This is a genomic window from Sulfurimonas sp. (assembly GCF_028713515.1).
Taxonomy (GTDB): Bacteria; Campylobacterota; Campylobacteria; order Campylobacterales; family Sulfurimonadaceae; genus Sulfurimonas.
The window spans coordinates 95,520-122,240 of sequence record NZ_JAQTOD010000004.1 but is presented as its reverse complement, the minus strand read 5'-3'; the positions used below and the strand labels follow the sequence as shown (position 1 = coordinate 122,240).

Below are 26,721 nucleotides of genomic sequence, written 5' to 3'. Positions count from 1 at the left end.
CTGCCTCACGATACAAAAATGTATTTACTCTATTTTGTATCTTTTTAAAATCTCTTTTACTCTTTTTTTATCAATGTTTTGTTTCTCATTTGAATAAATATTATTCTCTAAAATATCCATAATCTCTCTAACTTCATCACTATCTTTATATGGAAGCAACTTAACTAAAAGTTGTTTTGGCTCATCAATAAAACTCTTTTTCTCTCTCTTAAATATTTTTGGCAACTTAACCCACATAAGTAAAATACCTAAAATCAAACCAATAAAAAAGGCTATAAAAAGAGTCGTGTTGTCATGTCCAACAGCTATATCACTCTTTATGAAATTCTCTTTATCTAAAGCTTTTTTTATAACAAGCTCCTCTTTAGGCTTGGCACCATTTACTTTTATATGAATTTCGCCAGATGAGATGGTTTTAACACTTTTTGTTTTTGTATCAAAATATTTTAGAACAAAAGCTGGAACTGTAAAATCTTTATCGGCTACAAAAGTTAAATTTTGAGTCAGTTTCGCACCCTCTATGGCTATTTTTTCATCAAAAATATTGACTTCATCAATAGTTGGTTTAAAACTCTTGATGTCCTCTAAATTTCCAGTTCCTACGACTTCCACATTTACACTTACAGCTTCACCTGCATTCATTTCTTTTTTGTTTGGAGTGGCTTTTATAGTAAAATTACCTATTAAGCTCACATTACTTGGTAGTGGTTTTACGCTTAACTCCAACTCATTTGAGAGATATGTTTTCCACTTAAGAGCCTGCACAAAAAACCCAAAGTCATCGTCTGAATTTGCTTTTGTGGCAACCTTGATTTGTGCTTTTGATATGGTTAATTTTCCCTCTCTTTGTGGCGCTAATTTATATACAAGTTTGGTTATTTCATAGTTTCCATCTTGACTTTTTAGTGGCTTTGGTTCATTTTTTACCCAAAATCCTTTTAACTCTGGTGGAACAAACTGGCTATCTATAGCTTGAGAGTTTAGTTTTTGTTTTAAAGTTAGCGTTAGCTCAAGCGTCTCTCCAACAAAGAGCTCTTTTTTGTCACTACTAAGCGTCAGGGTAAAGTCATGGTTATCGGTTCTTGTGACTGCGCCTACTTTTACCGCAACACTATTACTTCGCTCAACTCTGCCATTAATCTCTACTTCAACTGGCTCAATCGTGCAGCTTTTTTGTGGCGCAAAGCCATAACTCAGTGTATAACTTTTTTTAAATTTACCGTTTACGCCGCGTATATTTGTTTGTGATGAACTTGAAACTATACTTGAACCACACAGCGTTTTTATGTCTGGTCGTTGAATATTTTCCCCTGAAATCTCAAGAGAGTAAGAAGCCATTTCTCCAAGTTCTACACTACTTTTATCTAGTTTTGCAACTACTGATGCGCTTATGATGCCTGAAGTGAAAACAAGTAAAAAAATCAACTTTAAAATATGTCTCAAATAGTTCTCCCGCATTGATTATCTGTAAAATACTATCTTAAATTTATAAACTAACATCACCTTAAAAACCTTATCTCTCCATAGATAAAGCCTAAATCTATCTCATCTTTTTTAGTTCTCGTTTAGCTTATAAAGATAACTTCCTTTTCTTGTGTTTACCTCTTGCATCCACTTCTCTTGCTCATCATTACTCATCATTTTTGATTTTTGGTTCGATTTAGTTGAAGAAGTTTTATCTTCTTCTTTTACACTATTTTGCTTTTTTTCTAACTCTTCTTGCTTTTTACTTTGTGTTTTGACATCATCATTGTTGTTCTTGCTCTTTTTTAAATCATTGCCGCTGCTACCCTTTTCTTCTGGCTTATTATCTTTGTTTGATAGACTATTTTTATCTGCTTTTTTACTATTTTTTAAATCACTGTTTTTATCATCGCTATTTTTTTTGTCACTGTTTTTATTATTTTTTGAATCACTATTTTTCTCACTACTTTTTTTATCATTAGAGCTATTTTTTTGCTTTTTGATAAGTTTTTCTACTGCCTCTAAGTTCTCTCTGGTATTTTTGTCCTCTTTGTTTTTAAGAGACTCTTCATAAGCGTGCACCGACATCTCTAGAGCTCCACTTTTTACATAAGCGTTTCCTAGATTTGATAGATTATCAGCCCTCTTGGTTTTCGAATCAAACGAAGCTTTTTTATAGTTTTCTATCGCCTCTTTGTATCTTTTTTGCTTGTAGTAACCATTTGCGCTATTGTAAAACGCCTCGCTATTTTGATTTAATTTGGCATATTTTTCATAAAGCTTTGCGGAATTTTTATAATCTTTTTGCTCATAGGCACTCTTTGCTCTACCTATATCTAAAAAATCAAGCACCCCTGCATTCAGATCTGGTGTTGATGATAAAAGTAGAGATAGCATCAAGATATGGGCAACAGCTACCTCTTTTCTTCTGATTGAGCTAGTTGCCACAAGCAGTAAAAAAAGAGCAATGCCTACTGGAATATAAAATAACTCAATGTTTTTTTGAACCTTTTGGCTCTTTAGCTCTCTTGCTTTTGTTACTCTTTTTATCTCGCTTAACATTGCCCTTACATCACCAGGTGGCGTTGTTGATTTTATATATGTTCCACCTGTTTTTGTTGCCAAATCTGAGATATTTTCATTTAGTTTTGAGATAACCATCCCACCCGCACTCCTTAGCAAAGCCCCATCTTTAAGCTTAATCGGCGTTCCTTTTTGGGTGCCCACACCAAGAACAAAAATAGTTATCATATTTTTCTCAGCCAACTCTATCTCTTTTGAGAAATCCTTTTTATCTCCACCACTACTTAAGATAAAAAGCGTTCTCTTCTCATCACTTTTTTTAGCTTTTGCAACAACATCGATTAAAGAGAAGAAGTCAGTTCCCTGCTCCGTTATTGAAGTCGTATCTAGCTCTTTTAGTAAAAAAGAGACAGCGTTTATGTCGGAGCTAAGAGGCGAGACAAGATAGACATTTTTTGCAAACACCATTACACCAACCTGCTCTCCTGAGGCATAACCTAGCATCGTTAACACTTTTTGTTTTGCTAACTCTAGACGGCTTGGATAAACATCACTTCCAAGCATATCTTCTGATATATCAATTGCGACCACAATATCGCTACTTTTAGCTTTTAAATCAACTAAACCATCGCTTATAATGGGTCTTGCTAATGCCAAAATCATAAAAAAGCCCATTATCAAAAAAAGCGCATTCCTAGCCTTTAGCGTCAGCGTGTTTGAACTAACTCTTAGCTTCTCAATCACATCTCTACTAAAGAAGTGTTCCTGTGACTCTTTTTGAGTAAGCAGGAGTCCAAACATAAGAAGAAGTGCCGGAAGCATATAGTATAAAAACTCAGGGTACAAAAAGCTCATGCGTAACCTCTTTTGTTTCTAAGAAAGATGTAGAGCATCAAAGAGATAAATGATAAAAATAGAGGTAATTGGTAGTAATAAGTTAGGTATTTAGATTCTCTATTTTTTATTTTTGATTTCTCAATCTCGTCAATTTTTTTATATATCTCTCTTAGCTCCCCTGCGTTTGTTGCTCCAAAAGCGACACCTCCACTCTCTTTAGCAACTCTTTTTAAAACCTCTGCGTTATACTCATTTGGCGCACCAATCCCTATTGGGTATATTTTAACTCTCTCTTTTTTTGCCATCTCTATTGAGATATCTAGTGGGATTTTATCGATTCCCTCTGTGCTATATCCATCTGTCAGCAAAATGGCGACTTTGCTTTTTGATTTTCCCATCTTCAAGAGGTCGACCCCTTGGGCAATGGCTGTATTTAACGCAGTATATTTTCCCGCTATGCCAATATAGAGCTGAGAAACTATCTTGTTTAAAATATTTTCATCATAAGTTAGCGGGGAGGCGATAAAAGAGAACTCTCCAAAAACCACGAGTCCGATATTGTCATTTTTTCTCTCTTTTATAAAATCACTCACTATCTCCTTCACAACATCAAACCGCGTAAATTCAATATTTGCTATGTCAAAACCCATGGCGCTCATAGATTCTGAAGTATCTAAAATCAGAGCTATCTCGTGTCCATCTTTTGGCTCAAGTGTATATGGCTCCTCTTTTACCGGTGACATTAGCGTAAAAATGAGCATAACAATACCGAACCATTTTAGAAACAACATTAGTTTTGAAGATGATAGGCTTTTTTTTAAAAATTGTGCCGTGTGTGGAAAATAGATGGACGAGAGTCGCATCTTACAGAATCTTTCACATAATATAAAAAGAAAGATTATGAAGATTAATTTTGGGAACTCAAAATAGATTCCATCAAGCATCAATCATGCCCTTAAAAAGCTCTATATAACCAATGGTTTCACTATCAAATTCATCAACACTTTTTTTGTATTTATAGCCCTCAAGTCTGCTGAGTAAATTTTCATACATCTCTTTATGTCTTGGGCTATCATTTTTAAATGTTAATCCATAGAGCGTGATGGCATAAGCGGCATTTTTTGTATCATTTAAGTCAACTAAGTTTAGCAGTTTTTCATGCTCTTTTCTTATGTTGAATTTACTCTTTTTCTTATTCCATTTATAGAGCAAGAAAACAGCCAGAGCGATTAAAAGAGCAGAAATTGTGACGGCACCAATAAAATAATAAAGCGAATAATCCTCAATCTCAACTATCTGCTTAATATCATGAAGTGGTACATCATAACTATTTTCTAGTGCCATTTATCTACCCTCAAAAAGTCTGCGAAGCCCTATGCTTGGCATAGAGTCTGTATAAATCTTTGTAAATCTAACTTGATCTACTCGTAATTTCTCAAAAAGATTATGGTCATGCTCTGTAACTTTTTTACTGTAAGCTCTTACACTTGAGGCATTAAAGTCACCCTCTAAAACCGCCCCACTCTCAGGATCTACAAGTGAAGCAAAGCCCATTTGTGGTGGGTTTTCTTCTAGTTTATCCCTAACGATTACAGAGATCACCTCATGCTTTTTTGCCAAAATTCTAAAGTCAGGAATCTCAAAATAATCTCCCACTACCAAAATCAAAGATTTTCTTTTTAATCTTCTAAAAAGCGTGTCTGCAATCAGTTTGAAATCAACTTTTTTATTTAGTGCATCAAAGCTTAGAATATCCTCAACATTTTTTTGAACTTGATGAATTTTTTTAGTTGGTTTTGAGTGAGAAATAATCTTGTCTGTAAATATATATGAGCTTAACAAATCACCATTTTTAAGAGTTGAGTAGCTAAGAAGTGCGACAATCTCAGCAATTAGCTCCTGCTTAAACTTTTTTGAACCAAAATGAACGCTTCCGTTTAAAATAGAGACAATCACAACATTCAACTCTCTCTCTTCACGAAAGATTTTAATAAATGGTTTTTGCATCTTTGCGGTGATATTCCAATCAATCTTACGAATATCATCTCCAGGCATATACTCTCTAAGCTCGATAAAGTCATACCCTTCGCCTTGAAAAATAGATGGATTATTTCCAACCATTTCACTAAAGACTTGACGCCTTGCACGAACTAAGATTTTTTGTAGTTTACTCATCTTCTATACCCAAGATTACGGTATTGCTACAGTTTCTAACACTTTTTGAATTATCTCATCAGTTGTGACGCCCTCAGCTTCTGCTTCGTAACTTAAAACTATGCGGTGTCTCATAAGCTCTTTTGCAATATAAGCCACATCAACAGGTGTTACAAAACTCTTTCCTCGCATAAATGCCATAGCTTTTACAGCTTTAAACATATCGATACTGACGCGAGGAGAAGCCCCAAACTGGATATAATCTTTAATTTCATCAAGCCCATATTTACTAGGATTTCTCGTAGCACTCACAATCTCAATCATATATTTCTCAACCTCTGGGTCAATATGTATCTCTTTTATACTCTTTTTTAGATCGTTTAAATCATCATGAGTTATAACACTTTGGATTTTCTCAAAATTACCGCTCGAGATTCTTCTAGCAATCTCAAGCTCCTCATCTTTTGTGTTGTAATCAACGACGAGTTTTAGCATAAATCTATCAAGTTGAGCCTCTGGGAGCTGGTAAACACCCTCTTGCTCCACTGGATTTTGAGTTGCCATAACAAAAAATGGGGGTTCTAGTTTAAATGAGGTATCACCAAGTGTTACTTGCTTTTCTTGCATGACTTCAAGAAGTGCTGATTGGACTTTAGCGGGAGCACGGTTAATCTCATCCGCTAAGAGTAAGTTTGTAAAGATGGGACCTTTTTTGATTTTAAAGCTGTTGCTTTGTGGATCGTAAATCTCAGCTCCTAAAATATCTGAAGGAAGCAAGTCTGGGGTAAATTGGACTCTCTTAAAGTTAAGTCCAAGGCTTTGAGCAAGTGCATTTACAGTTGTTGTTTTTGCAAGTCCAGGAACACCCTCTATAAGAATATGCCCCTCGCACAAAAGTGCTATCAAGAGAGAATCTATCATCCTCTCTTGACCTACAACTACCTTACTAACCTCTTTTTTTATTAACTCTATCTTTGAAAGCATCTATCCAACCTCGAAATATAAATTGAGAGATTGTAGCAAAATGTGGTTAATTGCCGGTAATAAACGCCATTATCCCATTTTGTTTGATTTTAGCCTCATACTTTGCAGTCTTAGCGATTGCATCATTAAAGCCAGATGGAGAACTCTCTTTTGTTTTATAAACCGTTGTAGAGATTACTTTTCCGCTTCTATCCATAAGCGAGACAGTAGTGTCTCTTAGGGCAAATGTAAGATTAGCAAACTCTTTGTTGGCAGATGCATACTTCTGCTCTCTTGCTTTCGTTGTGATATCTATAAGCACATTGTAGTTTTTGTCGCTAAAAGTGGCATTTTCTTTGCTTAACTCAGAACGAACTAAAGAGGCTAGCTGCCCTGAAGCGGCATCTGACTTTATCTTAAAAGTAAGTTCACTTTTTGCTTTTCTCATCTCTTTTGTGTAGTTTAAATAACGAGCTGTGTATTTGCTATCATCATACTGACTGCTAAGTGCATGCAAAAGAGCAAAGTAAGTATCTGTCTCTTTTAGGTACTTGTTGATTGTTGAAGAGAGTTTTAGCTTCTCTAGAGATGTACTTTGAGTAAAAACATCCCACTCTGCTTTTATCTTTGCATCCACACCACTTAGTCTTCTCTCATAAGATTTAGTAAGTATCACTCTGTCAACTTCAATCAAAACAGCCCACCGTTTCCCATCATCAAAGCTCTCTTGAACTTTTACATCAGTGTACTCTATGTTTTTACTTTGGCTAACCACTTCATTCTTGCTCTCACTAAGCACATCTTCATCGCCATTTTGTCTTGACGCACTCACAGATGAGCTAAAACTTGATGCAACACTAACTGATATTTTTGCACTAATCGTTGCAAGCGCATCACTCTTTGCATCACTGATTGTCTCTCCATATCCAACCGCATAAAAATATTCAGAAGTATCTGAAGGCGGTGAGTTTAGCCATAACATCGAGGCATTAGAGTTTTGTGAAGCTATTGCCGATACACCAAAGAGCACCAGTAGTAAAGAGATAAATAGTTTTTTCATCTGTATAAATTCCTTAAATTAAATTACTTTTTTACTTTTCTTACTTTTCTTAGTACTTGTTTTTACTTCAGCTTTTACTGATGGTTTCAGTTCAACTTTCTCCTCAACAGCAGGCTCAACTTGAATCTGTTCTGCTGGTTTTACCTCAGCATCCGTCTTGACATCACCACCAGTTTCTGGCTTTACCTCTTTTTGCTCTAGTGCTTTTGCATCTTTATCCGCAGCTTTTTCTTGCTCTTTTTTCTTATCATATGCAGTAATTATAATCTTTGTAAAACTCTCATACTTTCCAGCTAAAGTTGACTGTTTGTTCGCATAGTAAGTTCCTATCAAGATATTTGGCAAAAGATGGATAGCATTTTGGACAAGCTTTGCTACCCTGTCGTTATACTTATCTTGCATATTGAGTGGCACATTTGCTTTTGCAACAGCTAATGATGCTAACTCTTTTGGAAAATTTAAGATACTGTTGTTTGCTAAAATATTTGTTGTTGCTAATCCAAAAGCAGCATAAGCATCTATTGCGCTATCTTTAATCTCATTTGACACTATATTTACATTCCTTGCAAGGTTTACATAATTCATATCATCAACATTTATGTCGCTCTCAAGTGCGATAACTGCTTGATCTAAAAGTGAAAAGTAGATTTTCTCTTTTTCATCAGCGAATGATTCTGCCTCTTTTATCTGCTGATCAATAACAGCCATCTCTTTGTTTATACCTTCTTTTTGTGCCTCAGTAAATGGAACATAGCTTGGATTTTTTACTTTATCTTGAGCTTTAGCACTGTCGGTCTGAAGCTTTGTTTCCAACTCACCTTTTTGAGATTTTACTGATGCAACCTTGCTATATGCATCCAAAAGTTCACTATTTGAAGAGATTAGATTTTTTTGCATATTTACAGGAGCAAGTGAAGAGACAGCCTCTCCAATTGTTTTATATACATCACCCTTTAAAGAGTCAGTTTTTAGTTTATATCCATCTTTAAAATCTAGAAAGTTCTTAAGAGATCCATCAAAACTAAGCAAATCTGGCCAATTTTTTTTATCATCTCCATAGAGAACACTTAACTTATTTGCAGCTCTATATGTCAGTGGTGATATAGTTTGATCTAACGCGCTTGCGGCGACATTTCCAAGGTCTCCAGCCATTTTCACAAGAGCCCCAGAGCCTAACATCTTTCTCTGAATCAACTTTGTGTAGTGAACTGTTGCAAAATATGGATTATCTTCTAGTATCTTTTCAAGCTTCTTTTTTTGCTCTGGGGTCATTTCAGCTGAGATAGCTGCTGGCCACTTCGCACCAGAAGAGATAGGCATCTTAAATGCCATTACATTATTTTCTCTAACTATTGTCATACCAATAGCAGCGCGGTTTGACTGAACCTCAACCGTTGGAACTTCCATTTGAGAAGCAAAAGTCTCTTGAAGAGCAGAACATCCACTCATAACAAAAGTTGCCGTAACTGCAACAAAGCCACTAAATACTAAACTTTTAACATTTTTCATCTTATCCCTTTTTTTTATTATGTTTTACAAATTCTAAAATTATGAATTACTTACTCATACTCCTTGTCTGAACTTCCAAGCATTGCACTTCTGTCATCTTTTAGTGCTTGATTTGCCTCATCTTGTTTTTTAGTCTTACTTAGCAAGTCATAAAAATTGTCAAATCTTGCCTTTGCACTAATCACTACTGAATCACTTTTACCACCCAACTCTATTGCTTTTTCATAGTTTATATCAGCATTTCTTAGTAGTTTTAGATTCTCTGTCGTACTTGCTTCTGCCTCGTAAAGAACCGCTAAATTGTAGTAGAAGCTCATATCTTTACTACCTTTGTATCTATTCATAAGCTGTATAGCACCTTTATAGTTTTTGCGCTTTGCATTTTCTGCAACTGCTACAAGCTCACTAGGAAGCGATTTGAACTCACGAAGCTGGTGCGTTTTAAGTGGTGATATATCAGAGATAAAGAACTTTACAACTTTTGACACAGCCTCAGATGCAAGCTCGTTTTCAGTTGGAAATCTCTCGTCTGTATTAACAAAACGACTTTTTTTCTCATTGTATGTTTTTACTAAAAATTCATCTGTCCCTCTTGTTAGCGTAAAAGAGACCTCCAAATACATATCCATTGTAGTTTTAGTTTTTTTGTAATCATAATTCAAAACACTCATATTCAGAGCAACTCCCTCATCCCCACCAAGAGGATCAATTGCTATAAAATTTGTTTGAGTAAGTGAGGCTTTAACACTGTTTATAAGCATTTTTTCTAGCGCTGGGTTTGTCTTCTTTTCCCCATCAACCTTAGGATTTAGCCACAGCGCCAAATAAGCACCTTTTTTACTAAAAACTTCATTTTTCGTCTCTATCTTACTTAGCTTTGCTGATTCATTTGGAGCTGTATATGAAGGAATCACTATCATCTCTTTAGCACCACAAGCACTAAAAAACAGAGCAATTGCAGAACTTATCACAATTAAAATCACTTTTTTCATCTATAACCTTTTTCTATTAGAGTAAATAGATTTTAGTTTAATTATATTTAATGCGGTATTAATTGAAACAAGTTTTTTTTAATTTTTTTTAAGGAAACAATATCGCTATTCTCTATGCTTCTTACTACTTCACTAAACTCTTTTTTGTTTTGCAGTGCCAAAATAAACATTATCTCATCAACTGTTTTTGCGGCTGCTATATCTTTTTTTAACTTCTCACTAATAGTTAAAATCTTGTTTTTTCTTTCAATCTTTATTTTTGAAACTAAAAATCCAGCAACAAACGAGAGCAGAAAGTAGAGAGACTCTTTTTTAAACTTTAAAACACTTACCTCGTTTAAATCTAACAATTCACTTTTTTTATAGCCGCCGCCAACTTTAACTTCCACTTGCTTTGCTTCTAATTTCTTAACACTTCTACTACTTAATTCAAAATAGTCTATATTTATCGCTGGGATTATAAAATCTTTATCCCCAATAAAAACAAATTTCTGTATATACACCCCGCTATAGCCATCTTTTGTCAAAATAGTCTTCACATCTGGTTTTTCAGATACAATTTTAATATTATCCATTTTTAACACTATTGGCTTGAAATCTTGAAAATTACCAACACCATTTATGTTTAAATCAAAATGAAAAGGCTCGTGTGCTTTAACTATGTTTTGGTTATATTTTGTCTCAAGAGTAAAATTACCAACAAGGTCACTTTTAGCATCTAGAACATCCACTGTCAATGTTTTTTGCTTTATATTTTCAAATGTAAAATACTCTTTTTTCATATTATCACGACCTATGACAGTATTCTCGATTGACTTTCTAGTTGTTAATTTCATCATTGCATCAAACTTAAAATCTATCTTTTTTGCTTTTTTTACAAAAGCTACAAACTCATAGCTGTTTACTCTTTTTCCATCAACGATTCTCTCTGTTTCACTTAGTAGTTTTATAGAGTAATCCTTATTTTCAGTTATTGGGTTAAAGCTAATAAAGTAGAGTTCACCTCTGTCACTAAACTTACAAATATACTCAAGATGGATAGCTTCATTTACAAACGCACTTTTTTTGTTAGCAACTGCGCTCCACTCATAAGTTGAAGCAAAAATATTTATATTTAAAACGAAAAAAATAACTAAAAAAAATCTACCAAGGCTTTTTTTCATCGACACCCCTTTTGTTTATAAGTTCATACTGTTTTGAGCTAAGTTTTGCCTTACCACCATCAAGGCTAATCTGACTCTCGGATTTACTCTCTTTCCCATCACTCCCACCACCGCTAGATGCTGCACTCACTCGCATATTTGAGCCACCACCCTCTTTTTGATCTTTTTGGCTCTGCTCTTTTTTTGCCAACGAAGATTTTGCTTTACTCTCTTTTTGTTTCTCGTTTAATTTCTTCTCTTGTGCAACATTTCTTATAAACTCTAAATTCTCATCTGCCTCTTTTGAGTAGCAAAGAGTAAGTGATTTTAGATATGCTTCTCTTGCTTTTTCATACTCTTTTAGTCTCACCAAAGAGTTTCCGATGTTGTAATAAACCACCGACTTAAGCTCTGGATTACTAGATTTTATCTTCTCATAACTCTTAAGAGCCTCTTCATAATGACCACTTTTGTACTCTTTTGATGCGTTGTTCGCTTGAATAAAATTCTGATCTGCACTCAGAGTTATTCCAAAAAACAGTAAAAAAGTCAAAAGATATTTTTTTAGAGTAGTTACGCTCACTAAAAATATAACAATCGCTAAAAAAACAGCGTAGTAAAAAAGTTCTAAATTTTTTACTACCATTGTTTGTGCCTGCGCATCTTTTTGCTTTTGAGAATTCAGTGCATCGACTATTGTCTCAAAATCTTTCGTATAAACTCCGCCTGTGACATCCGAGATTATTTTTATAGCGCTATTTTCACTACTTACGACAATATCGCCATTTCCATCTTTTAAAAACTCATCATTTTCAAGTTTTATGGCTTCTCCTAAACTTGTCGCCAACATAAAGACATTTACAACAAGCGAATTTTCTTTCGCGTATCTTGCCTCTGCATCGTAGTTAGATTCATCTGCTCCATCGGTTAGTAAAACCACACTAACTTTTTTTGAGTTTGACATTTTTCGAGCCAATTTTAACGCAGGCATCACGCTGCTACCTCTCGTGATGATATTATTCTCATCAAGTCCACCAAAGAGATGCAACAAAAGCTCTCTATCCTCCGTTAAAGGCGATAAAACTATAGCATTTGTTGTAAAGCCAAGAACCCCAAATCTTGTTTTTGGCTCAAGATAAACGAGTTTTTCAAGTGACTCTTTAGCAAAAGTGAGTCTGTTTGGCTTTAAGTCAGCGCACCTCATTGAAAAAGAGAGATCCACACCAACAACAACATCACTTAGTATCTCTTTGCTTTTTATTGGCTCTTGCACCACCACCGGCCTACTAAGTGCTAACACAATAAAAAAAGCACTAAATATATATCCATAAGTAGTAACATTTAGAGTTTTGAAATCTTTTTTAACCAGCAGCGCTAAAACGAACAGAAGAAGCCAAAAAGATTCTGGATGTAAAAAACTCATCTTCTAACCTCTCTTGAGAGTAAAAACAGCAAAAGTGCAAATGCAACCAACAACAAAATCCAATAGTAATAATCCTTTAGAGCATAGTCTCTATTTTTTATTTTGGAAGATTCAAGCTCATCAATTTTACTATAAACTTTTTGCAACTCCCCAGCAGAAGTTGCACTAAAGAACTCTCCACCACTCTCTTTTGCAATCTCTTTAAGTAGCGCTTCATCTGCCTCGCCTTTGTTTCCTATACCGATTGTATATATTTTTATACCCTCTTTTTTTGCCAGAGCAGTTGCGTCTCTTGGTGACATCTCTCCACTGTTGTGCTCTCCGTCGGTAAGTAAAATGATTATTTTAGTTTTTGCCTTTGAGTATCTAAACGCCCTTATACTCATGTGGATTGCATCGCCAATCGCCGTATTTTGCCCAGCCACGCCCTCGCCTAAATATCCAAGCATATCGGACACTATCTCTTTTTCATATGTAATCGGAGAAGCTATAAAAGCAAAATCGCCATAAACAACCACACCGACATTATCGCCTGTTCTCTTTTTTATAAAATTAGTTGCTATTAATTTTGTTATCTCAAACCTACTAAGTCGCTCTTTGTTGACATCTTTGCTCTCAAAATCAAAAACATCATCTTTTTTCATAAAGCCAGAAGCATTCATAGAACCACTCGCATCTATCGCCAAGATAATATCTTTGCCATCTCTGTTTAGTGGATTTTTCTTATCTATGATAACTGGTGAAGATAACGCAAACAGAAGTAACGCTAAAGTTATGATTTTTATTATCCACTCAAGATTTTTAAAACTTTTTTTTGCAGACATGAAATGAAGATGGACAAATATTTTTGGTTTTATGTGCTCTTTACATTTATATAGACAGTACACTGCTGGGAAAAATAGAAAAAGAAGATATGAAAATTCAAAGTTTATATAATTCATAGTCTACATTTTAACAAAAAAATAGCAAATTATTATAATATTTATCAATATCCTCTATTTTTCTTGACTTTGAGAATCTATTTGCCTATAATTCCACTCTCTTAACAAATAGAGCAGTCGTCTTGTTAGCTCAGCTGGTAGAGCATCTCACTTTTAATGAGGATGCCGATGGTTCGAATCCATCACAGGACACCATTCAAAACAATTTAGTGGCCCCGTCGTCTAGCGGTAAGGATCCATGGTTTTCATCCATGTTACAGGAGTTCGATTCTCCTCGGGGTCACCACTTCATCAAACAAAAATCAAACAATAATAGAAACCTTATGAACAAAAAAAATACCTATGATGTTATTGTAATTGGCTCTGGTGCTGCAGGAATAATATCTGCGATAATCTCAGCAGAAAATGGCAATCGTGTTTTACTTTTAGAAAAACTTCCTCAAATTGCATCAAAACTAAAAGCTACTGGCGGTGGTCGTTGCAACCTCACAAACACCCTGTCCAACGAAGAATTTATATCTAGATTTGATAAAAATGCTAGATTTATGCGAGATGCGATTGAGGCTTTTGACCACAATGATTTAATCAACTTTTTTAACTCTATTGGCGTTGAAACGCACGCTCCTGATGGTTATAGAGTTTTTCCCACATCTCATAGTTCAGTAACGATTATTGAGGCACTGAAAAACAAAATGAGCGAAGTTGGAGTTGTGCTCATGTGCTCGCAAAAAGTTGAGCAAATCTTAGTTGAAGATGGTGCAGTATCTGGCGTAAAAACCAAAACTGCGCTGTTTTATGCAAAAAATATCATTATAGCAACTGGAGGGCTTGGTTATCCGACTCTTGGAGCCGAGGGAGACGGATACGCTCTTGCATCGACTCTTGGGCATAAAATAACCGAACTCTATCCAGCTATGATGCCTCTGCAAACAAAAGAGCAGTGGGTAAAAAACTGTAAGGCGGACACGATAGCAAAAGTTGAACTAAGAGTTGATTTACAAAAGCATAAAAAAGTTCATGCAAAAGGTGATCTGATTTTTACAAACAGCGGCATAAGAGGTCCTGTTGTGCTTGATTTTGCAAGAGAAGTCACACCACTTTTACAGGTATATGGCGAGGTTCCACTGCTTTTAAATCTCACAAAAGGGATGAATGAGGATAAGATACTAAAACACCTAAAAAATATTATGCAAAAAACTCCCAATCTAAATATAACAGAGCTGCTAAAAACATTGCTTCCAGAGGCACTCTCAATAGAGCTATGCCTTCTTAGCGGTATAAATCCACAAGACTCCATTAACAAAATAAGTGGTGCATCAAAAGATAAGCTGATAAAAACTTTAGCATGGACTCCACTTACTGTGGTTGGGCATGATGGCTTTAAGATGGCTATGATAACTCGTGGTGGAGTTGATTTAGGCCAAATAGACCCAAAAACTATGCAAAGCAAGCTTGTAAATGGATTGTACTTTTGTGGAGAAATTATGGATATTGATGGACCATGTGGTGGATATAATCTGCAGTGGTCATTCTCTAGCGGCTACTTAGCTGGAAAATTGAGTTAACTTAGTATATACTTGCAGAATATTTTATTTAAAGGTTTTAATATGTGCAAATTTTTAACTTTTCTTGCTGCTTTAGTTCTCTTCTCTGGTTGCGCTGTGAAAAATGATGGTTCTTATGAGCGGGCAAACAATGCCTCTAGCGAATCTTTAAAAAATATAGATAAGTAGTCAAAAGAGCCTATATAGCTCTTTTAAACTCTGGATACGCTTCTACGCCACACTCGTTTACATCCATACCTTCAACTTGGCAATCGTCTGTTGCTCTAAATTTAACTAATTTATTGATAACATAAAGCACAATAAACGAAGAGCTAAATGCAAAAACAGCAACAACAGCAACACCTTTTAATTGATCCATAAAAGAGATTTTATCAACAAAAATTCCGACCGCTAAAGTTCCCCAAATACCATTTACTAGATGTACAGAGAGTGCTCCAACTGGGTCGTCTAACTTAAATTTATCAAAAACAGGGACAGCAAAAACGACTAAAGCTCCACCAATCAATCCAATCAAGATAGGAGTGTACATATCATACAAGTCAGGCCCTGCAGTAATTGCAACTAAACCACCCAAAGCACCATTTAAAATCATTGTAATATCAAGGAGTTTGTATCTAATATACATAATTATTCCAGCAACAATAGCGCCTGCCAAACCTGCCGTATTTGTGTTCATAATTGTTTTTGCAACAGTATTTGCACTCTCTATGCTAGAAATCGAGCCAACGCTTCCGCCGTTAAATCCAAACCATCCTATCCAAAGAAGTAACGCACCTAAAACAACCAAAGGGATGTTTGAAGCAGGAATTACTCTTATTTTTCCATCATTTGTATAACGACCCTTTCTTGGGCCAATAATTATAATGGCTGCTAAAAGTGCCCATCCACCAGTTGAATGGATAACAGTTGAGCCAGCTAAATCATACATCTTGATATCCATTATTGTACCTGCAATCATATCGGTACCCCAACTAATATTTACTACAAACGGGTAAATGACAGCACCCATTACAACCGTAAATATCGCCAAAGGAATAATGCGAACTCGCTCGCTTACACCACCGCTCATGATATTTACAGTTTTACCAACAAATGCCATTTGAAACATATAAAGCGCCCAAATACTCTCTTTTGAGCTCTCCCAGCCACCAAATGCAATTTTATAACCGATAAGTAAAAAAGCTAAAGAGGCAACGGAATATATCATGACATTTATCGTAAGAACAGCGGAGACATTTTTTGTGCGAACCAAACCAGCTTCGAGCATTGCAAAACCTGGAACCATAAAAATTATCAGCACCATCGAAAAGAGCATAAAAAAAGTATCTATTATGTATTTGAAATCTACTTCTAACATCTGATTGTCCTCAATAATTAAATAAAAAAATTATACCCTATAAAAGATATATGATATTTTTTAAGTGATTATTTTTTAATCAGTTCTTATGCAATTAGATGAATTTAAGCCCACCCACCTTAAAAGTGGGTTTAATACTATGTGTTATACAGTTTATTTTTCATAGATTTTAACTATATCGCTTCTATATCAGTTTCACCGGTACGAATTCTAATAATTTTTTCAATATCTGTTACAAATATCTTGCCATCTCCAATTTTTCCTGTTCTTGCAGCCTCAACGATTGTGCTTGTTACTTGATCAACATTCTCATCAGCAACCACCATCTCCATCTTTATTTTTGGCAAAAAATCCACAACATACTCAGCACCGCGATATAACTCACTATGCCCTTTTTGACGCCCATAACCCTTAACTTCACTAACCGTCATACCAGTAATTCCAATCTCAGCTAGTGCATCTTTTACATCTTCAAGTTTAAACGGTTTTATAATAACCTCTATTTTTTTCATTATATTTTCTCCAAATTTAAGTTCCAAATTGTAACCATATTTATACATTAAAGCAATTACCTAAGTCTATAGATTTATTGCCTTTTCTCCATGAACAGTCTCATCAAGACCCCTGCTCTCACTCTCATCATCAACTCTACCACCGCCAGTTATAGCTGCTGCTATAAAGTAAACCACTGCAGTCGCTACAGCACTGTAAACAACCGTTAAGCCGATAGCTTTAACCTGATTTAACAACTGAGATAGCATATTGTAATCTTTAGCCATTGCATAGTCGGCTATAAAGATTGCAGTTGCGATTGAGCCCCAGATACCAACTAAGCCATGTATCCAAAATGCGTCTAAAGAGTCATCGACTTTAAACATATTTTTGAGCTTTGCGACACCAAGAAATCCTAAAATACCACCGATAAGACCTATAATAATAGCGCCCTCAACTCCAGCGCTTCCAGCAGCTGGAGTTATTGCAACCAAACCAGCCACAGCACCAGAAGCACCACCAACAAGAGTTGCTTTTTTATAAACTAGCGACTCAACCGCTATCCAGCCAATCACACCAAGAGCGGCCGCTACATTTGTAACTAAAAAAGCAGAAGACGCGATACCATCAGCAGCAAGAGCCGATCCCGCATTAAATCCAAACCATCCAAACCATAAAAGCGCAGCGCCCAAAGAGACTAAAACTGGCGAGAAAGGCTTGATAGCTACTTTTCCATAATCTCTTCTGCGACCAAGTATCATCGCAACAACAAATCCAGCAACACCTGCATTTAAGTGAACAACAGTTCCACCAGCAAAATCCATCTCACTAAAATTCAGAGTTCCTTTGAGGTTACCCCAAGCCCAGTGTGCTATTGGTGCATAAACAACAACTATCCACAATGCAACAAATATTATAAATGTAGAAAATTTAACTCTCTCAATCATAGACCCACTTGCAATTGCAACAGCGATTGCTGCAAAAGTTCCTTGAAATGCCACAAAGAGCAGCTCTGGGATAGTTCCGCTTAATGTGCTTGGAGCTATTCCACTAAGCAGAACCTTTCCACTTCCAAGCAGATCACCGTCTCCAAAAGCAACTGAGTAACCAACCAAAACCCAAACAAGTGTTCCAACAGCATACGCACCCAAACTCATACTGATTGTATTTAGTACATTTTTAGAACGAGTGAGTCCTCCATAAAAAAGAGCAAGTCCAGCAGGCGTCATCAACATAACAAGTGCAGTGGAAATCATCATCCAAGCAGTATTGCCACTGTTTAGTGTATCATCCGCAAATATTATCGAAGGCAACATCAGTAACACAAAAAGCACTATTTTCATTTTCTCTCCCTATTGTCTATCTGCAAAATTATACATTTATTAAAATATCATTAATCAAAAAACTGATTATTTTTTAATCAATATAGCCGTTGTGATGGATTTAAGATATTTAAAGAGCTTTAGTGATTTCTTAAGGGATAAAAAGCTACCATAAGTCAATTTTTTATTTCTAAAATTAGGTGTTATATATGAGCAATTTGCTAAACCAAGACGATATTAAAACTATAAACATTGAAGAGACTCTTCAAAACAGCTACCTTGATTACTCCATGAGTGTAATAGTAGGTCGCGCTCTACCAGATGTTAGAGATGGACTAAAGCCGGTGCATAGAAGAATCCTTTACGCTATGGATAAACTGAACCTCTCAGCTGGAGCAAAATTTAAAAAATCAGCTCGTATTGTTGGTGATGTTATCGGTCAGTACCATCCTCACGGCGACAACTCTGTTTATGATGCTTTGGTTCGTATGGCTCAACTTTTCTCCATGAGAATGCCACTTGTTGATGGTCAAGGAAACTTTGGTTCGGTTGATGGAGATAGTGCCGCTGCTATGCGTTATACTGAAGCAAGAATGACAAAATATGCTGGTGAACTTCTAAAAGATTTAGACAAAAACACAGTAAATATGACAGACAACTATGATGGCACAACAAAAGAACCAGAAGTAATGCCAACTCGTGTTCCGAATCTTCTTATCAACGGCTCAAGCGGTATTGCTGTTGGTATGGCAACAAATATTCCTCCGCATAACCCTATAGAGATTATAAATGGATTAAAGGCACTTTTGGCAAATCCAGATATCTCTTTAATTGAGATAATGGAACACATAAAAGCGCCCGACTTTCCAACAGGTGGAACAATCTTTGGTAAAAAGGGGATTATGGATGCTTATGAGAGTGGTCGTGGTCGTATAAAAGTTCGAGCAAAAATTCATATTGAGAAGAAAGCCAACAAAGATGTAATCGTTATTGACGAACTTCCTTATCAAGTTAATAAAGCTAGATTGATAGAAACAATAGCCAATCTTACAAAAGATAAGATGATAGAGGGAATCTCAGAGATTCGTGATGAGTCTGACCGTGATGGAATCCGCGTTGTAATCGAGCTTAAGCGAGATGCAATGAGTGAGATTGTTCTAAACAATCTCTACAAACAAACAAACATGCAGACAACTTTTGGCATCATAATGCTCTCGATTTTAAATCAAGAACCTAGAATTTTTGGCATTATTGATATCTTAAAACACTTCATAAATCACCGTAAAACTATCATTATTCGTCGTACTATTTTTGATCTTGAAAAAGCAAAAGCAAGAGCTCATATTTTAGAGGGATTAAAAAAAGCTCTTGATATTATTGATGAAATTATTAGAGTTATAAAATCAAGCAAAAACATAGATGACGCTAGAGAAAACCTTATAAGTGAGTTTGATTTCTCACCAATTCAAGCGCAAAGTATCGTTGATATGCGCCTTGGAAGACTGACAGGTTTAGAACGCGAGAAGATTGAAAACGAACTTCTTGAACTTATAGCACTTATTGAGTATTTAGAGTCAATCCTAAAGAGTGAAGAGATTTTACATGGCATCATCGATGATGAGTTTAATGAAATTTTAGCAACTTATACCGATGCCAGAAGAACGGATATTGAAGATGATTATGATGATATTGATGTAGAAGATTTGATTCCAAATGAGCCAATGGTTGTAACTATAACTCACAGAGGTTATATAAAAAGAGTTCCACTTGTTCAGTATGAGAAACAAAAAAGAGGTGGAAAAGGCAAGATTGCTGTTACTACTTATGAGGATGATTTTATTGAGAGATTCTTCACTTGTAACACCCACGACACTCTTCTTTTTGTAACTGATCGTGGGCAACTTCACTGGTTAAAAGTTTACCGCATACCTGAGGGAAGCAGAATTGCAAAAGGAAAAGCGGTTGTAAACTTACTAAATTTAGTAGCAGATGAGCAGATACAGTCAATCAATCCTACAACAGACTTTAGCGAAGATAAATCATTAGTCTTCTTTACTAAAAAAGGTGTTGTAAAACGAACAAATCTAAGCGAATTCTCAAACATAAGAAGCAATGGTGTTAGAGCGATTAGTCTTGATGATGATGACTCTATCATTACAGCAAAAATTGCAGACAAAGATATAAAATATCTATTTATCATGACAAAACTTGCTCAATGTATAAAGTTTGATATAGAAAAAACTCGCGATCAAGGTAGAAATACAAGAGGCGTTAGAGGTATCAAATTTAAACTTGATTCAGATGAAGTTGTTGATGCAAACATCATCGTTAATGATGAGCAAGAGATTTTAGTTGTTAGTGAAAAAGGTATTGGCAAACGAACTGACGCTGGGGAGTATCGCTTAACAAATCGTGGTGGTTCTGGTGTTATTGCAATGAAAATGAGTGCAAAAACAGGTAAACATGTCGTTGGATGTCTGATGGTAGATGAAACAATGGATTTGATGGCACTGACAAAAGCTGGAAAAATGATACGAGTAGATATGCAAACTATCTCAAAATCTAGCAGAAACACAAGTGGCGTATATATAGTAAAAGGTGATGATGTTGCAAGTGTTTCTCGCTGTCCAAAGCAACCTGTTGAAGATGATGATGAAGATGAAGAGAACGGTGCCACTCTCGATTTTGATGAGTTGGAATAGTAGTTGCTTAGACTAAAAATATAAATCATGTTAAGGATTAAACTATGAAATTATCTATGTTTTTTGTTGCTCTTTTGAGCGTCTCTTCTCTTTTTGGGGCCGATACTGTAAATGAAGAAGCTTCAAAAGCGAAAATTGAAGCTTCAGTTGCCAGAACAGAGGCTTCAGCTGCTCGCATTGAAGCATTAAATGCAAAAGCTGAAACTTCTGTTATCAGAAATGAAACAAAAGAGTCTAAAGCTATCGTGAGCAAAACAACAGCAGAACTAGAAAAGGCAAATAGCATTATCGAAAGAAATGCTTTAGAAAAAGCTCAATCCAAGGATAGCGAAGAAGCTTTTTTGGCAAAAAGTAAGAAAGTTTACATATCTGTGGTTGGTCAAGGTGTTGCCCCAATGAACACAGTCTCACCAGCTCAAGCTTATGCTTTAGCAAAAAGAGCTGCGATTGCCGATGCCTATAGAGGTCTTGCCGAAAAAATCAAAGGCGTTCGTGTTGAAGGTCATGATTTAATTAAAAATATGATGATGCAGAGATCAACAATCCGTACGGGCGTTGAAGCAATGGTTAAAAATGCAAATATTGTTGAAACAACATTTAAAGAGGGATTGTGCGAAGTAGAAATGGAAATTGTAATCTCTTACTCAGACTTCTCTCAATAGTTTTTCTTAGTTCACTCAGCCTCAGTGCGAGTGAATTCCTCATCTCATATCAATACACAGTCAAAAATGCAGTTCTTTATAACGAAACATTAGAAATTTCTCGTGCTATGAAAAAGTGCAGTGGAGTTTCACAAAAAGAGTTATTTCTACAAAACACAACCGATAACAATCTTAAAAAAATTATATCTCAAAACTCAGAAGAGTTTATTGATTATATCCACAAACTAGGTTTACATGTTAAACATGAAGGGACGACCACCAACCTTCAAAATAGCTCAATAACAACACTAACACTAAAAACAACTTGTTTCGAAGTCGATTTTAATGATAGTTTTGTTAAAATCGCCCCTTTAAAAGAGGGTGTGAATTAGTGAAAATTGCAATAGTTGAAGATGATATTAACATGAGAAAATCTCTTGAAATCGCAATGAGCGACTACAAAGAGTTTGAAATTAAAACATTTAAAAATGCAAAAGATGCACTAAAAGGCATTGATGAGAGTTTCAACTTGATTATTACAGATATAAATATGCCAGGAATGGATGGTATAGAGTTTATAAAAACACTAAATGGTAGATTTGAAGTTATTATTATGACTGGAAATGCAACTCTCCAAAGAGCAATAGAATCGATACATCTTGGAGTAAAAGATTTTTTACTCAAACCATTTGATGTAGACACTCTCCTTATGGCAATAAGGCGAGAAGATAGAGTCCAAAAAGTAATGAAATCAACAAATATAAAAATAAAAGAAGAGGATAATGGCTCTTTTTTAGGAACATCTTTAGCTTTGGAATCAGCACTTAAAATTGCCAATAAAGCTTCTAAAACCGATGCTTCTATATTGCTTTTAGGCGAGAGTGGGGTTGGAAAAGAGTTGTTTGCTTTATATATTCACAACAATTCTCAACGATCTAAAAAACCATTTATTGCTATAAATATGGCAGCTATTCCTGAAAATCTAATAGAGAGTGAGCTTTTTGGATTTGAAAAAGGTGCCTTTACTGATGCTAGCGAAGCTAAAGCTGGGCAATTCGAACTTGCGAATGGTGGAACACTTTTTCTAGATGAGATTGGTGAGATGCCATATGGTGTTCAAGCTAAACTTCTTCGCGCTCTTCAAGAAAAAGAGATAAGAAGACTTGGCTCGTCCAAGGGTATAAAAATAGATATCAGAGTAGTATCAGCAACAAATGCAAATCTAATGGAAAAAATAAAAAATGGCGAATTTAGAGAAGATTTATACTATCGCCTTAACACAATTCCCCTAGAAATTCCAGCTCTGAGATATAGAAAAGATGAAATTTTACAAATAGCAGATAAAATACTAGAACAAAATTGTCAAAAATATAACTTTAATCTAAAAAAATTCTCTATCAAAGCACAAGAGAGGCTTATATCCTATGGATGGCCTGGAAATATAAGAGAGCTTATCTCTGTCGTAGAGAGAGCTTGCATTTTAAGTGAGACAGATGAAATAAAACCTGAAGAGCTTTTTTTAGAATCTCGTGGATTAATATAAATAAGGAACCAGTATGTCAAAAAAGTATAATGTAGCAGTAGTTGGAGCAAATGGGGCAGTTGGTGAAGAGATACTGCTTCTTTTAGAGGAACTTAATTTTCCTATTAACAAACTTATTCCTCTTGCAAGTGTTAGAAGCATTGGCAAAACAGTAGAATTTGGTGGTGGCGACATAGCTATCAAAGAGCTTACACACACTGTCTTTGAAGAGGAAAAGGTAGATATAGCTCTATTTAGTGCCGGAGGAAGTGTGAGTGCAGAATTTGCACCTTCGGCTGTCAAAGCTGGTACTGTAGTAATTGATAACACTTCTCATTTTAGAATGGATAAAAATACTCCTCTTGTAGTTCCAGAGGTAAATCCAGAAGACATAGCACTCTGGGAGCAAACAGGCATCATTGCAAATCCTAACTGCTCAACAATCCAAATGGTTCAAGCTCTAAAGCCACTTGATGACGCTTATAATCTAAAAAGGGTTGATGTAAGCACATACCAAGCAACTTCTGGTGCTGGAAAATCAGCAATGGAAGAGTTAGTTACTCAGATGCAAGACTTTTTTGCGTTCAAGTTAGATGATTCTATTCCAAAAGCTTTTCCTCATCGAATTGTTCTAAATGTTATTCCTCAAATAGATAAATTTATTGAAAATGGATACACAAAAGAGGAGATGAAAATGGTAAATGAGACTACAAAGATTATGCACAAAGAGATAGAACTAAGTGCAACTTGTGTCCGTGTACCGACTCTTCGTGGTCATGCAGAGGCACTTACTCTTACATTTGGTTGCGATGTAGATGCAGACAAAGCAAGAGAACTTCTAAGAAAAGCTCCAAATATTATAATCCTAGATGAGCCATCAGAATCAATCTATCCGATGCCCTATATCTGCATGGATAAGAACGAAACATTTGTTGGAAGAATCAGAAACGATAACTTTAGAAAAAATATGCTTCATATGTTTGTTGTGGCCGATAATCTAAGAGTTGGAGCCGCAACCAACGCTGTTCGCATTGCACAAAAATGGGTGGAGATGCAAAAAAATGGCTAAAATTATTGAGGATTTATTTGAGAGATCACTCTGGAGTTCTAGGTTTATAATTGTTTTGGCAGTTATATTTGGTCTTGTTGGGGCAGTATCTCTGTTTGTAGTTGCAAGTTTTGATGTTTACGAGACTGCTAAACATGTTATAACTAGCTATATTTCACACGAGCATCCAGAAGCATTTCATGAAAATATTATAGGTGGAATCATCGGAGCAGTTGATCTTTATCTTATCGGCGTTGTACTAATCATCTTCTCTTTTGGTCTTTATGAGCTCTTTATATCAGAGATAGATGTTGCAAAAGATGAGCATGGAAATGAGAATCAACTTTTAGCCATACACTCACTAGATCAACTTAAAGATAAAATCTCTAAAGTTATAGTTATGGTTTTAGTTGTTGGATTTTTTCAAAAAGTTGGTCATACTACTTACAATGGTGCGCTAGATCTATTTTATCTAGCACTCTCTATTGCTGCAATTTCAATCGGCCTTTACTTTTTAAGCAAAGTCGGAAAAGCACACTAATTATTAAAATATAAATCAAGGATTAAAATGAGTAAAATATTTGTAGATGCATGTTTTGGCAAAGAGACGCCGTATACTCCTGTTTGGATGATGAGACAAGCTGGAAGATACCTTCCTGAGTATATGGAAGTAAGAAAGCAGGCTGGTAATTTTTTAAATCTTTGTCACAACCCAAAATTAGCAGCAGAAGTTAGTATTCAGCCATTGGATATAGTTGGAGTAGATGCAGCTATACTTTTTAGTGATATTTTAGTTGTTCCGAATGAGATGGGTATGAAACTTGATTTTCTTACTGGAGAAGGTCCGGTTTTTGAAAAACCGATAAAAAATCAAGATGATTTAGATGCTCTTTTGGGTGGTGAAGAAGCCGCAAGCAAACTAACTTATGTTTATGAAACCATCAAAATTCTTCGTAAACAGCTTGATGAGAGAGGCGACGATAAAGCACTAATTGGCTTTACTGGTGCACCTTGGACACTTGCAACCTATATGATTGAGGGAGAAGGTACAAAAACTTACAATATTTGTAAAAAAATGATGTACTCAAATCCAGAACTTCTTCATAAAATACTTAAAAAAGTTACAGAAGTTGTAAAGTTTTATATGGAAAAACAGATAGAAGCTGGTATAGATGTTGTTCAAATTTTTGATAGTTGGGCAGCAGCAATTGAGCCATCAAAATATGATGAGTTTTCTTGGAAATATATGGTTGAAATCGCAGAGTATCTAAAAGCAAAATATCCACATATTCCTGTAATCATGTTCCCAAAAGGTATCCCTGCATTTTTGCCTAGCGTTTATGGAAAATTTGATGTATTTGGTGTTGATTGGTCAACCCCTATGGCTTACGCAAAAGAGCAACTTGGAGACAAATATGTTCTTCAAGGAAACATGGAACCATGTAGATTGTACAGCAAAGAAGCAACAACTTTTTGCGTAGAATCACTGCAAAAAACAATGGGTGGAAAAAGACATATATTTAACTTAGGACATGGAATCCTTCCAGATGTTCCAGTAGAAAATGCAAAACACTTTATCAGCGAGTGCCACAGAGTTAGTAAAAAATAGATGAACACTATATTTGGTCCTATAAACTCAAGAAGATTTGGTTCTTCTTTGGGCATAGACCTCTCCCCTGCTCTAAAACAGTGTAACTTTGACTGTCTTTATTGCGAACTCTCACCGAGTGCAACCACAGATACTCAAATAAAAACCATTGAAGTTTCTACCATCGTAAATCAACTGAAAAATCATCTGAATGAAAAGATAGATGTCATAACTATAACTGCAAATGGCGAACCAACGCTCTATCCGCATCTAGACGAATTAGTCAATGAGATAAACAAGGTAAAAGGTAAAACACAAACACTTATCCTTACAAACAGCTCCACACTAACAGACAAGAAAGTATTTAACTCACTTCTAAAGCTAGATCAAGTAAAACTCTCGCTAGATGCAATAAGTGAAGATATATTTAGAAAAATTGATAGACCACATAAAGATATAAAAATAGAAGAAATCATTAAAAAAGTGATAGATTTTAGCAAAGTCTTCAGTGGAAAACTCTTTATAGAGATACTTTTTGTCCATGGCATAAATGACACAGAAGATGAGATAAAAAAGTTAAGCAACTTACTTTTGCAATTAAAAGTAACAAGAATAGATTTAAGCACAATAGACAGACCGCCAGCGTATCCAGTAAGCGGTTTGAGCTACAAAGAGCTATACTCCGCTTCTTTGCTTTTTGATGCCTCTCTGCCAATACACATAGCTTCAAGAGTACACGCGGAACCAAATAACTCAAGCTATAGTGACGAAGAGATATTAAACACACTAGACAAAAGACCACTCACAACAGAAGACATAAATCTGCTCTTTGATGAAGATAGTAAAAAACGACTAAGTGAGCTAATGAAAAGCTCTAAAATAGTAAAAAAAATGGTTGGAAATTTAGAATTTTTGATTCTCCACACAAACGAAGTAAGAAAACGTATAAAATAACCCTAATTTCTTGACTTTTTAC

At 35.4% G+C, this 26,721-nt stretch carries 25 protein-coding genes and 2 tRNA genes; 12 read left to right on the top strand and 15 right to left on the bottom strand.

What is annotated here, in order from left to right; all coding sequences use genetic code 11:
* Positions 1 to 24: 24 nt before the first annotated feature.
* The 12 genes from PHV22_RS09170 to PHV22_RS09115 all read right to left on the bottom strand — a co-directional run bounded on the left by PHV22_RS09170 (position 25) and on the right by PHV22_RS09115 (position 13,391).
* Positions 25 to 1,443: a BatD family protein gene (locus PHV22_RS09170; RefSeq protein ID WP_299947277.1), complete on the bottom strand. Its 1,419-nt coding sequence runs from the start codon at positions 1,441 to 1,443 to the stop codon at positions 25 to 27.
* 111 nt (positions 1,444 to 1,554) lie between these two features.
* Positions 1,555 to 3,342 (bottom strand): VWA domain-containing protein, encoded by a 1,788-nt coding sequence (locus tag PHV22_RS09165; protein ID WP_299947274.1) that lies wholly within the window; start codon positions 3,340 to 3,342, stop codon positions 1,555 to 1,557.
* Complete coding sequence (locus PHV22_RS09160; protein ID WP_295020496.1) at positions 3,339 to 4,187, bottom strand: VWA domain-containing protein; 849 nt, start codon at positions 4,185 to 4,187, stop codon at positions 3,339 to 3,341. Before PHV22_RS09160 ends, PHV22_RS09165 begins: the two co-directional genes overlap by 4 nt.
* A 73-nt stretch (positions 4,188 to 4,260) precedes the next feature.
* On the bottom strand, positions 4,261 to 4,668 hold the full coding sequence (locus tag PHV22_RS09155) for a hypothetical protein (RefSeq protein ID WP_295020494.1): 408 nt from the start codon (positions 4,666 to 4,668) through the stop codon (positions 4,261 to 4,263).
* Positions 4,669 to 5,499, bottom strand: coding sequence for a DUF58 domain-containing protein (locus PHV22_RS09150; RefSeq protein ID WP_295020492.1), 831 nt, complete (start codon positions 5,497 to 5,499; stop codon positions 4,669 to 4,671). It abuts the gene before it with no gap.
* 15 nt (positions 5,500 to 5,514) lie between these two features.
* Positions 5,515 to 6,462 carry a MoxR family ATPase gene (locus tag PHV22_RS09145; protein ID WP_295020490.1) on the bottom strand — a complete coding sequence of 316 codons (948 nt, stop codon included), beginning with the start codon at positions 6,460 to 6,462 and terminating at the stop codon, positions 5,515 to 5,517.
* 46 nt (positions 6,463 to 6,508) lie between these two features.
* The gene (locus tag PHV22_RS09140; protein WP_295020488.1) at positions 6,509 to 7,501 is read right to left on the bottom strand and encodes an LPP20 family lipoprotein; all 993 of its coding nucleotides are present in this window, start codon (positions 7,499 to 7,501) and stop codon (positions 6,509 to 6,511) included.
* An 18-nt stretch (positions 7,502 to 7,519) separates the two neighbouring features.
* The gene (locus tag PHV22_RS09135) at positions 7,520 to 9,010 is read right to left on the bottom strand and encodes a hypothetical protein (protein ID WP_295020486.1); all 1,491 of its coding nucleotides are present in this window, start codon (positions 9,008 to 9,010) and stop codon (positions 7,520 to 7,522) included.
* 50 nt (positions 9,011 to 9,060) lie between these two features.
* Positions 9,061 to 10,002 carry a hypothetical protein gene (locus tag PHV22_RS09130; RefSeq protein WP_295020485.1) on the bottom strand — a complete coding sequence of 314 codons (942 nt, stop codon included), beginning with the start codon at positions 10,000 to 10,002 and terminating at the stop codon, positions 9,061 to 9,063.
* 47 nt (positions 10,003 to 10,049) lie between these two features.
* A complete protein-coding gene (locus PHV22_RS09125; protein WP_295020484.1) occupies positions 10,050 to 11,165 on the bottom strand; it encodes a hypothetical protein in 1,116 nt (371 codons plus the stop codon).
* On the bottom strand, positions 11,146 to 12,567 hold the full coding sequence (locus PHV22_RS09120; protein ID WP_299947264.1) for a VWA domain-containing protein: 1,422 nt from the start codon (positions 12,565 to 12,567) through the stop codon (positions 11,146 to 11,148). The genes PHV22_RS09125 and PHV22_RS09120 overlap by 20 nt, the downstream gene beginning before the upstream one ends.
* Positions 12,564 to 13,391: a VWA domain-containing protein gene (locus PHV22_RS09115; protein ID WP_295020480.1), complete on the bottom strand. Its 828-nt coding sequence runs from the start codon at positions 13,389 to 13,391 to the stop codon at positions 12,564 to 12,566. The genes PHV22_RS09120 and PHV22_RS09115 overlap by 4 nt, the downstream gene beginning before the upstream one ends.
* Positions 13,392 to 13,627: 236 nt before the next feature.
* On the opposite strand from PHV22_RS09115, the gene PHV22_RS09110 reads away from it, so the two are divergent.
* From PHV22_RS09110 to PHV22_RS09095, 4 genes are all read left to right on the top strand, one after another.
* Positions 13,628 to 13,703 (top strand) — tRNA-Lys (locus tag PHV22_RS09110).
* Positions 13,704 to 13,719: 16 nt separating this feature from the next.
* A tRNA-Glu gene (locus PHV22_RS09105) sits at positions 13,720 to 13,794 on the top strand.
* Between the two features lie 37 nt (positions 13,795 to 13,831).
* Positions 13,832 to 15,073: an NAD(P)/FAD-dependent oxidoreductase gene (locus PHV22_RS09100; protein ID WP_299947261.1), complete on the top strand. Its 1,242-nt coding sequence runs from the start codon at positions 13,832 to 13,834 to the stop codon at positions 15,071 to 15,073.
* Positions 15,074 to 15,115: 42 nt separating this feature from the next.
* Complete coding sequence (locus tag PHV22_RS09095; RefSeq protein WP_295020477.1) at positions 15,116 to 15,241, top strand: hypothetical protein; 126 nt, start codon at positions 15,116 to 15,118, stop codon at positions 15,239 to 15,241.
* A 10-nt stretch (positions 15,242 to 15,251) separates the two neighbouring features.
* Here PHV22_RS09095 and PHV22_RS09090 read toward each other — a convergent pair whose 3' ends face one another.
* From PHV22_RS09090 to PHV22_RS09080, 3 genes are all read right to left on the bottom strand, one after another.
* Positions 15,252 to 16,430 carry an ammonium transporter gene (locus PHV22_RS09090; RefSeq protein ID WP_295020476.1) on the bottom strand — a complete coding sequence of 393 codons (1,179 nt, stop codon included), beginning with the start codon at positions 16,428 to 16,430 and terminating at the stop codon, positions 15,252 to 15,254.
* 173 nt (positions 16,431 to 16,603) lie between these two features.
* Complete coding sequence (locus PHV22_RS09085) at positions 16,604 to 16,942, bottom strand: P-II family nitrogen regulator (RefSeq protein ID WP_295020473.1); 339 nt, start codon at positions 16,940 to 16,942, stop codon at positions 16,604 to 16,606.
* Between the two features lie 66 nt (positions 16,943 to 17,008).
* Complete coding sequence (locus PHV22_RS09080) at positions 17,009 to 18,265, bottom strand: ammonium transporter (RefSeq protein WP_295020471.1); 1,257 nt, start codon at positions 18,263 to 18,265, stop codon at positions 17,009 to 17,011.
* Between the two features lie 188 nt (positions 18,266 to 18,453).
* Between PHV22_RS09080 and gyrA the strand changes: the two genes are divergently transcribed.
* From gyrA to PHV22_RS09040, 8 genes are read left to right on the top strand one after another with little or no spacing between them, the layout of a single operon-like run.
* Entirely contained in the window at positions 18,454 to 20,946 is a 2,493-nt protein-coding gene (gene gyrA, locus PHV22_RS09075; RefSeq protein ID WP_295020470.1) for a DNA gyrase subunit A, read from the top strand.
* Positions 20,947 to 20,990: 44 nt separating this feature from the next.
* Positions 20,991 to 21,608, top strand: coding sequence for an LPP20 family lipoprotein (locus tag PHV22_RS09070; RefSeq protein ID WP_295020469.1), 618 nt, complete (start codon positions 20,991 to 20,993; stop codon positions 21,606 to 21,608).
* Positions 21,557 to 21,979 (top strand): hypothetical protein, encoded by a 423-nt coding sequence (locus PHV22_RS09065; RefSeq protein ID WP_295020468.1) that lies wholly within the window; start codon positions 21,557 to 21,559, stop codon positions 21,977 to 21,979. The genes PHV22_RS09070 and PHV22_RS09065 overlap by 52 nt, the downstream gene beginning before the upstream one ends.
* Positions 21,979 to 23,130, top strand: coding sequence for a sigma-54 dependent transcriptional regulator (locus tag PHV22_RS09060; RefSeq protein ID WP_295020466.1), 1,152 nt, complete (start codon positions 21,979 to 21,981; stop codon positions 23,128 to 23,130). Before PHV22_RS09065 ends, PHV22_RS09060 begins: the two co-directional genes overlap by 1 nt.
* Positions 23,131 to 23,143: 13 nt before the next feature.
* The gene (locus PHV22_RS09055) at positions 23,144 to 24,178 is read left to right on the top strand and encodes an aspartate-semialdehyde dehydrogenase (RefSeq protein ID WP_295020464.1); all 1,035 of its coding nucleotides are present in this window, start codon (positions 23,144 to 23,146) and stop codon (positions 24,176 to 24,178) included.
* Complete coding sequence (locus PHV22_RS09050) at positions 24,171 to 24,698, top strand: YqhA family protein (RefSeq protein WP_295020462.1); 528 nt, start codon at positions 24,171 to 24,173, stop codon at positions 24,696 to 24,698. The genes PHV22_RS09055 and PHV22_RS09050 overlap by 8 nt, the downstream gene beginning before the upstream one ends.
* A 27-nt stretch (positions 24,699 to 24,725) precedes the next feature.
* On the top strand, positions 24,726 to 25,766 hold the full coding sequence (gene hemE / locus PHV22_RS09045) for a uroporphyrinogen decarboxylase (protein WP_295020460.1): 1,041 nt from the start codon (positions 24,726 to 24,728) through the stop codon (positions 25,764 to 25,766).
* Positions 25,767 to 26,699, top strand: a complete 933-nt coding sequence (locus tag PHV22_RS09040; protein ID WP_295020458.1) for a radical SAM protein — start codon at positions 25,767 to 25,769, stop codon at positions 26,697 to 26,699.
* Positions 26,700 to 26,721 lie beyond the last annotated feature (22 nt).

Excerpts from the sequence above, each read along its gene's own strand:
- PHV22_RS09165 (WP_299947274.1), bottom strand. The coding sequence starts at position 3,342 with ATGAGCTTTTTGTACCCTGAGTTTTTATACTATATGCTTCCGGCACTT.
- PHV22_RS09160 (WP_295020496.1), bottom strand. The coding sequence starts at position 4,187 with ATGCGACTCTCGTCCATCTATTTTCCACACACGGCACAATTTTTAAAA.
- PHV22_RS09155 (WP_295020494.1), bottom strand. The coding sequence starts at position 4,668 with ATGGCACTAGAAAATAGTTATGATGTACCACTTCATGATATTAAGCAG.
- PHV22_RS09150 (WP_295020492.1), bottom strand. The coding sequence starts at position 5,499 with ATGAGTAAACTACAAAAAATCTTAGTTCGTGCAAGGCGTCAAGTCTTT.
- PHV22_RS09145 (WP_295020490.1), bottom strand. The coding sequence starts at position 6,462 with ATGCTTTCAAAGATAGAGTTAATAAAAAAAGAGGTTAGTAAGGTAGTT.
- PHV22_RS09140 (WP_295020488.1), bottom strand. The coding sequence starts at position 7,501 with ATGAAAAAACTATTTATCTCTTTACTACTGGTGCTCTTTGGTGTATCG.
- PHV22_RS09135 (WP_295020486.1), bottom strand. The coding sequence starts at position 9,010 with ATGAAAAATGTTAAAAGTTTAGTATTTAGTGGCTTTGTTGCAGTTACG.
- PHV22_RS09130 (WP_295020485.1), bottom strand. The coding sequence starts at position 10,002 with ATGAAAAAAGTGATTTTAATTGTGATAAGTTCTGCAATTGCTCTGTTT.
- PHV22_RS09125 (WP_295020484.1), bottom strand. The coding sequence starts at position 11,165 with ATGAAAAAAAGCCTTGGTAGATTTTTTTTAGTTATTTTTTTCGTTTTA.
- PHV22_RS09120 (WP_299947264.1), bottom strand. The coding sequence starts at position 12,567 with ATGAGTTTTTTACATCCAGAATCTTTTTGGCTTCTTCTGTTCGTTTTA.
- PHV22_RS09115 (WP_295020480.1), bottom strand. The coding sequence starts at position 13,391 with ATGTCTGCAAAAAAAAGTTTTAAAAATCTTGAGTGGATAATAAAAATC.
- PHV22_RS09100 (WP_299947261.1), top strand. The coding sequence starts at position 13,832 with ATGAACAAAAAAAATACCTATGATGTTATTGTAATTGGCTCTGGTGCT.
- PHV22_RS09095 (WP_295020477.1), top strand. The coding sequence starts at position 15,116 with ATGTGCAAATTTTTAACTTTTCTTGCTGCTTTAGTTCTCTTCTCTGGT.
- PHV22_RS09090 (WP_295020476.1), bottom strand. The coding sequence starts at position 16,430 with ATGTTAGAAGTAGATTTCAAATACATAATAGATACTTTTTTTATGCTC.
- PHV22_RS09085 (WP_295020473.1), bottom strand. The coding sequence starts at position 16,942 with ATGAAAAAAATAGAGGTTATTATAAAACCGTTTAAACTTGAAGATGTA.
- PHV22_RS09080 (WP_295020471.1), bottom strand. The coding sequence starts at position 18,265 with ATGAAAATAGTGCTTTTTGTGTTACTGATGTTGCCTTCGATAATATTT.
- gyrA (WP_295020470.1), top strand. The coding sequence starts at position 18,454 with ATGAGCAATTTGCTAAACCAAGACGATATTAAAACTATAAACATTGAA.
- PHV22_RS09070 (WP_295020469.1), top strand. The coding sequence starts at position 20,991 with ATGAAATTATCTATGTTTTTTGTTGCTCTTTTGAGCGTCTCTTCTCTT.
- PHV22_RS09055 (WP_295020464.1), top strand. The coding sequence starts at position 23,144 with ATGTCAAAAAAGTATAATGTAGCAGTAGTTGGAGCAAATGGGGCAGTT.
- PHV22_RS09050 (WP_295020462.1), top strand. The coding sequence starts at position 24,171 with ATGGCTAAAATTATTGAGGATTTATTTGAGAGATCACTCTGGAGTTCT.
- hemE (WP_295020460.1), top strand. The coding sequence starts at position 24,726 with ATGAGTAAAATATTTGTAGATGCATGTTTTGGCAAAGAGACGCCGTAT.
- PHV22_RS09040 (WP_295020458.1), top strand. The coding sequence starts at position 25,767 with ATGAACACTATATTTGGTCCTATAAACTCAAGAAGATTTGGTTCTTCT.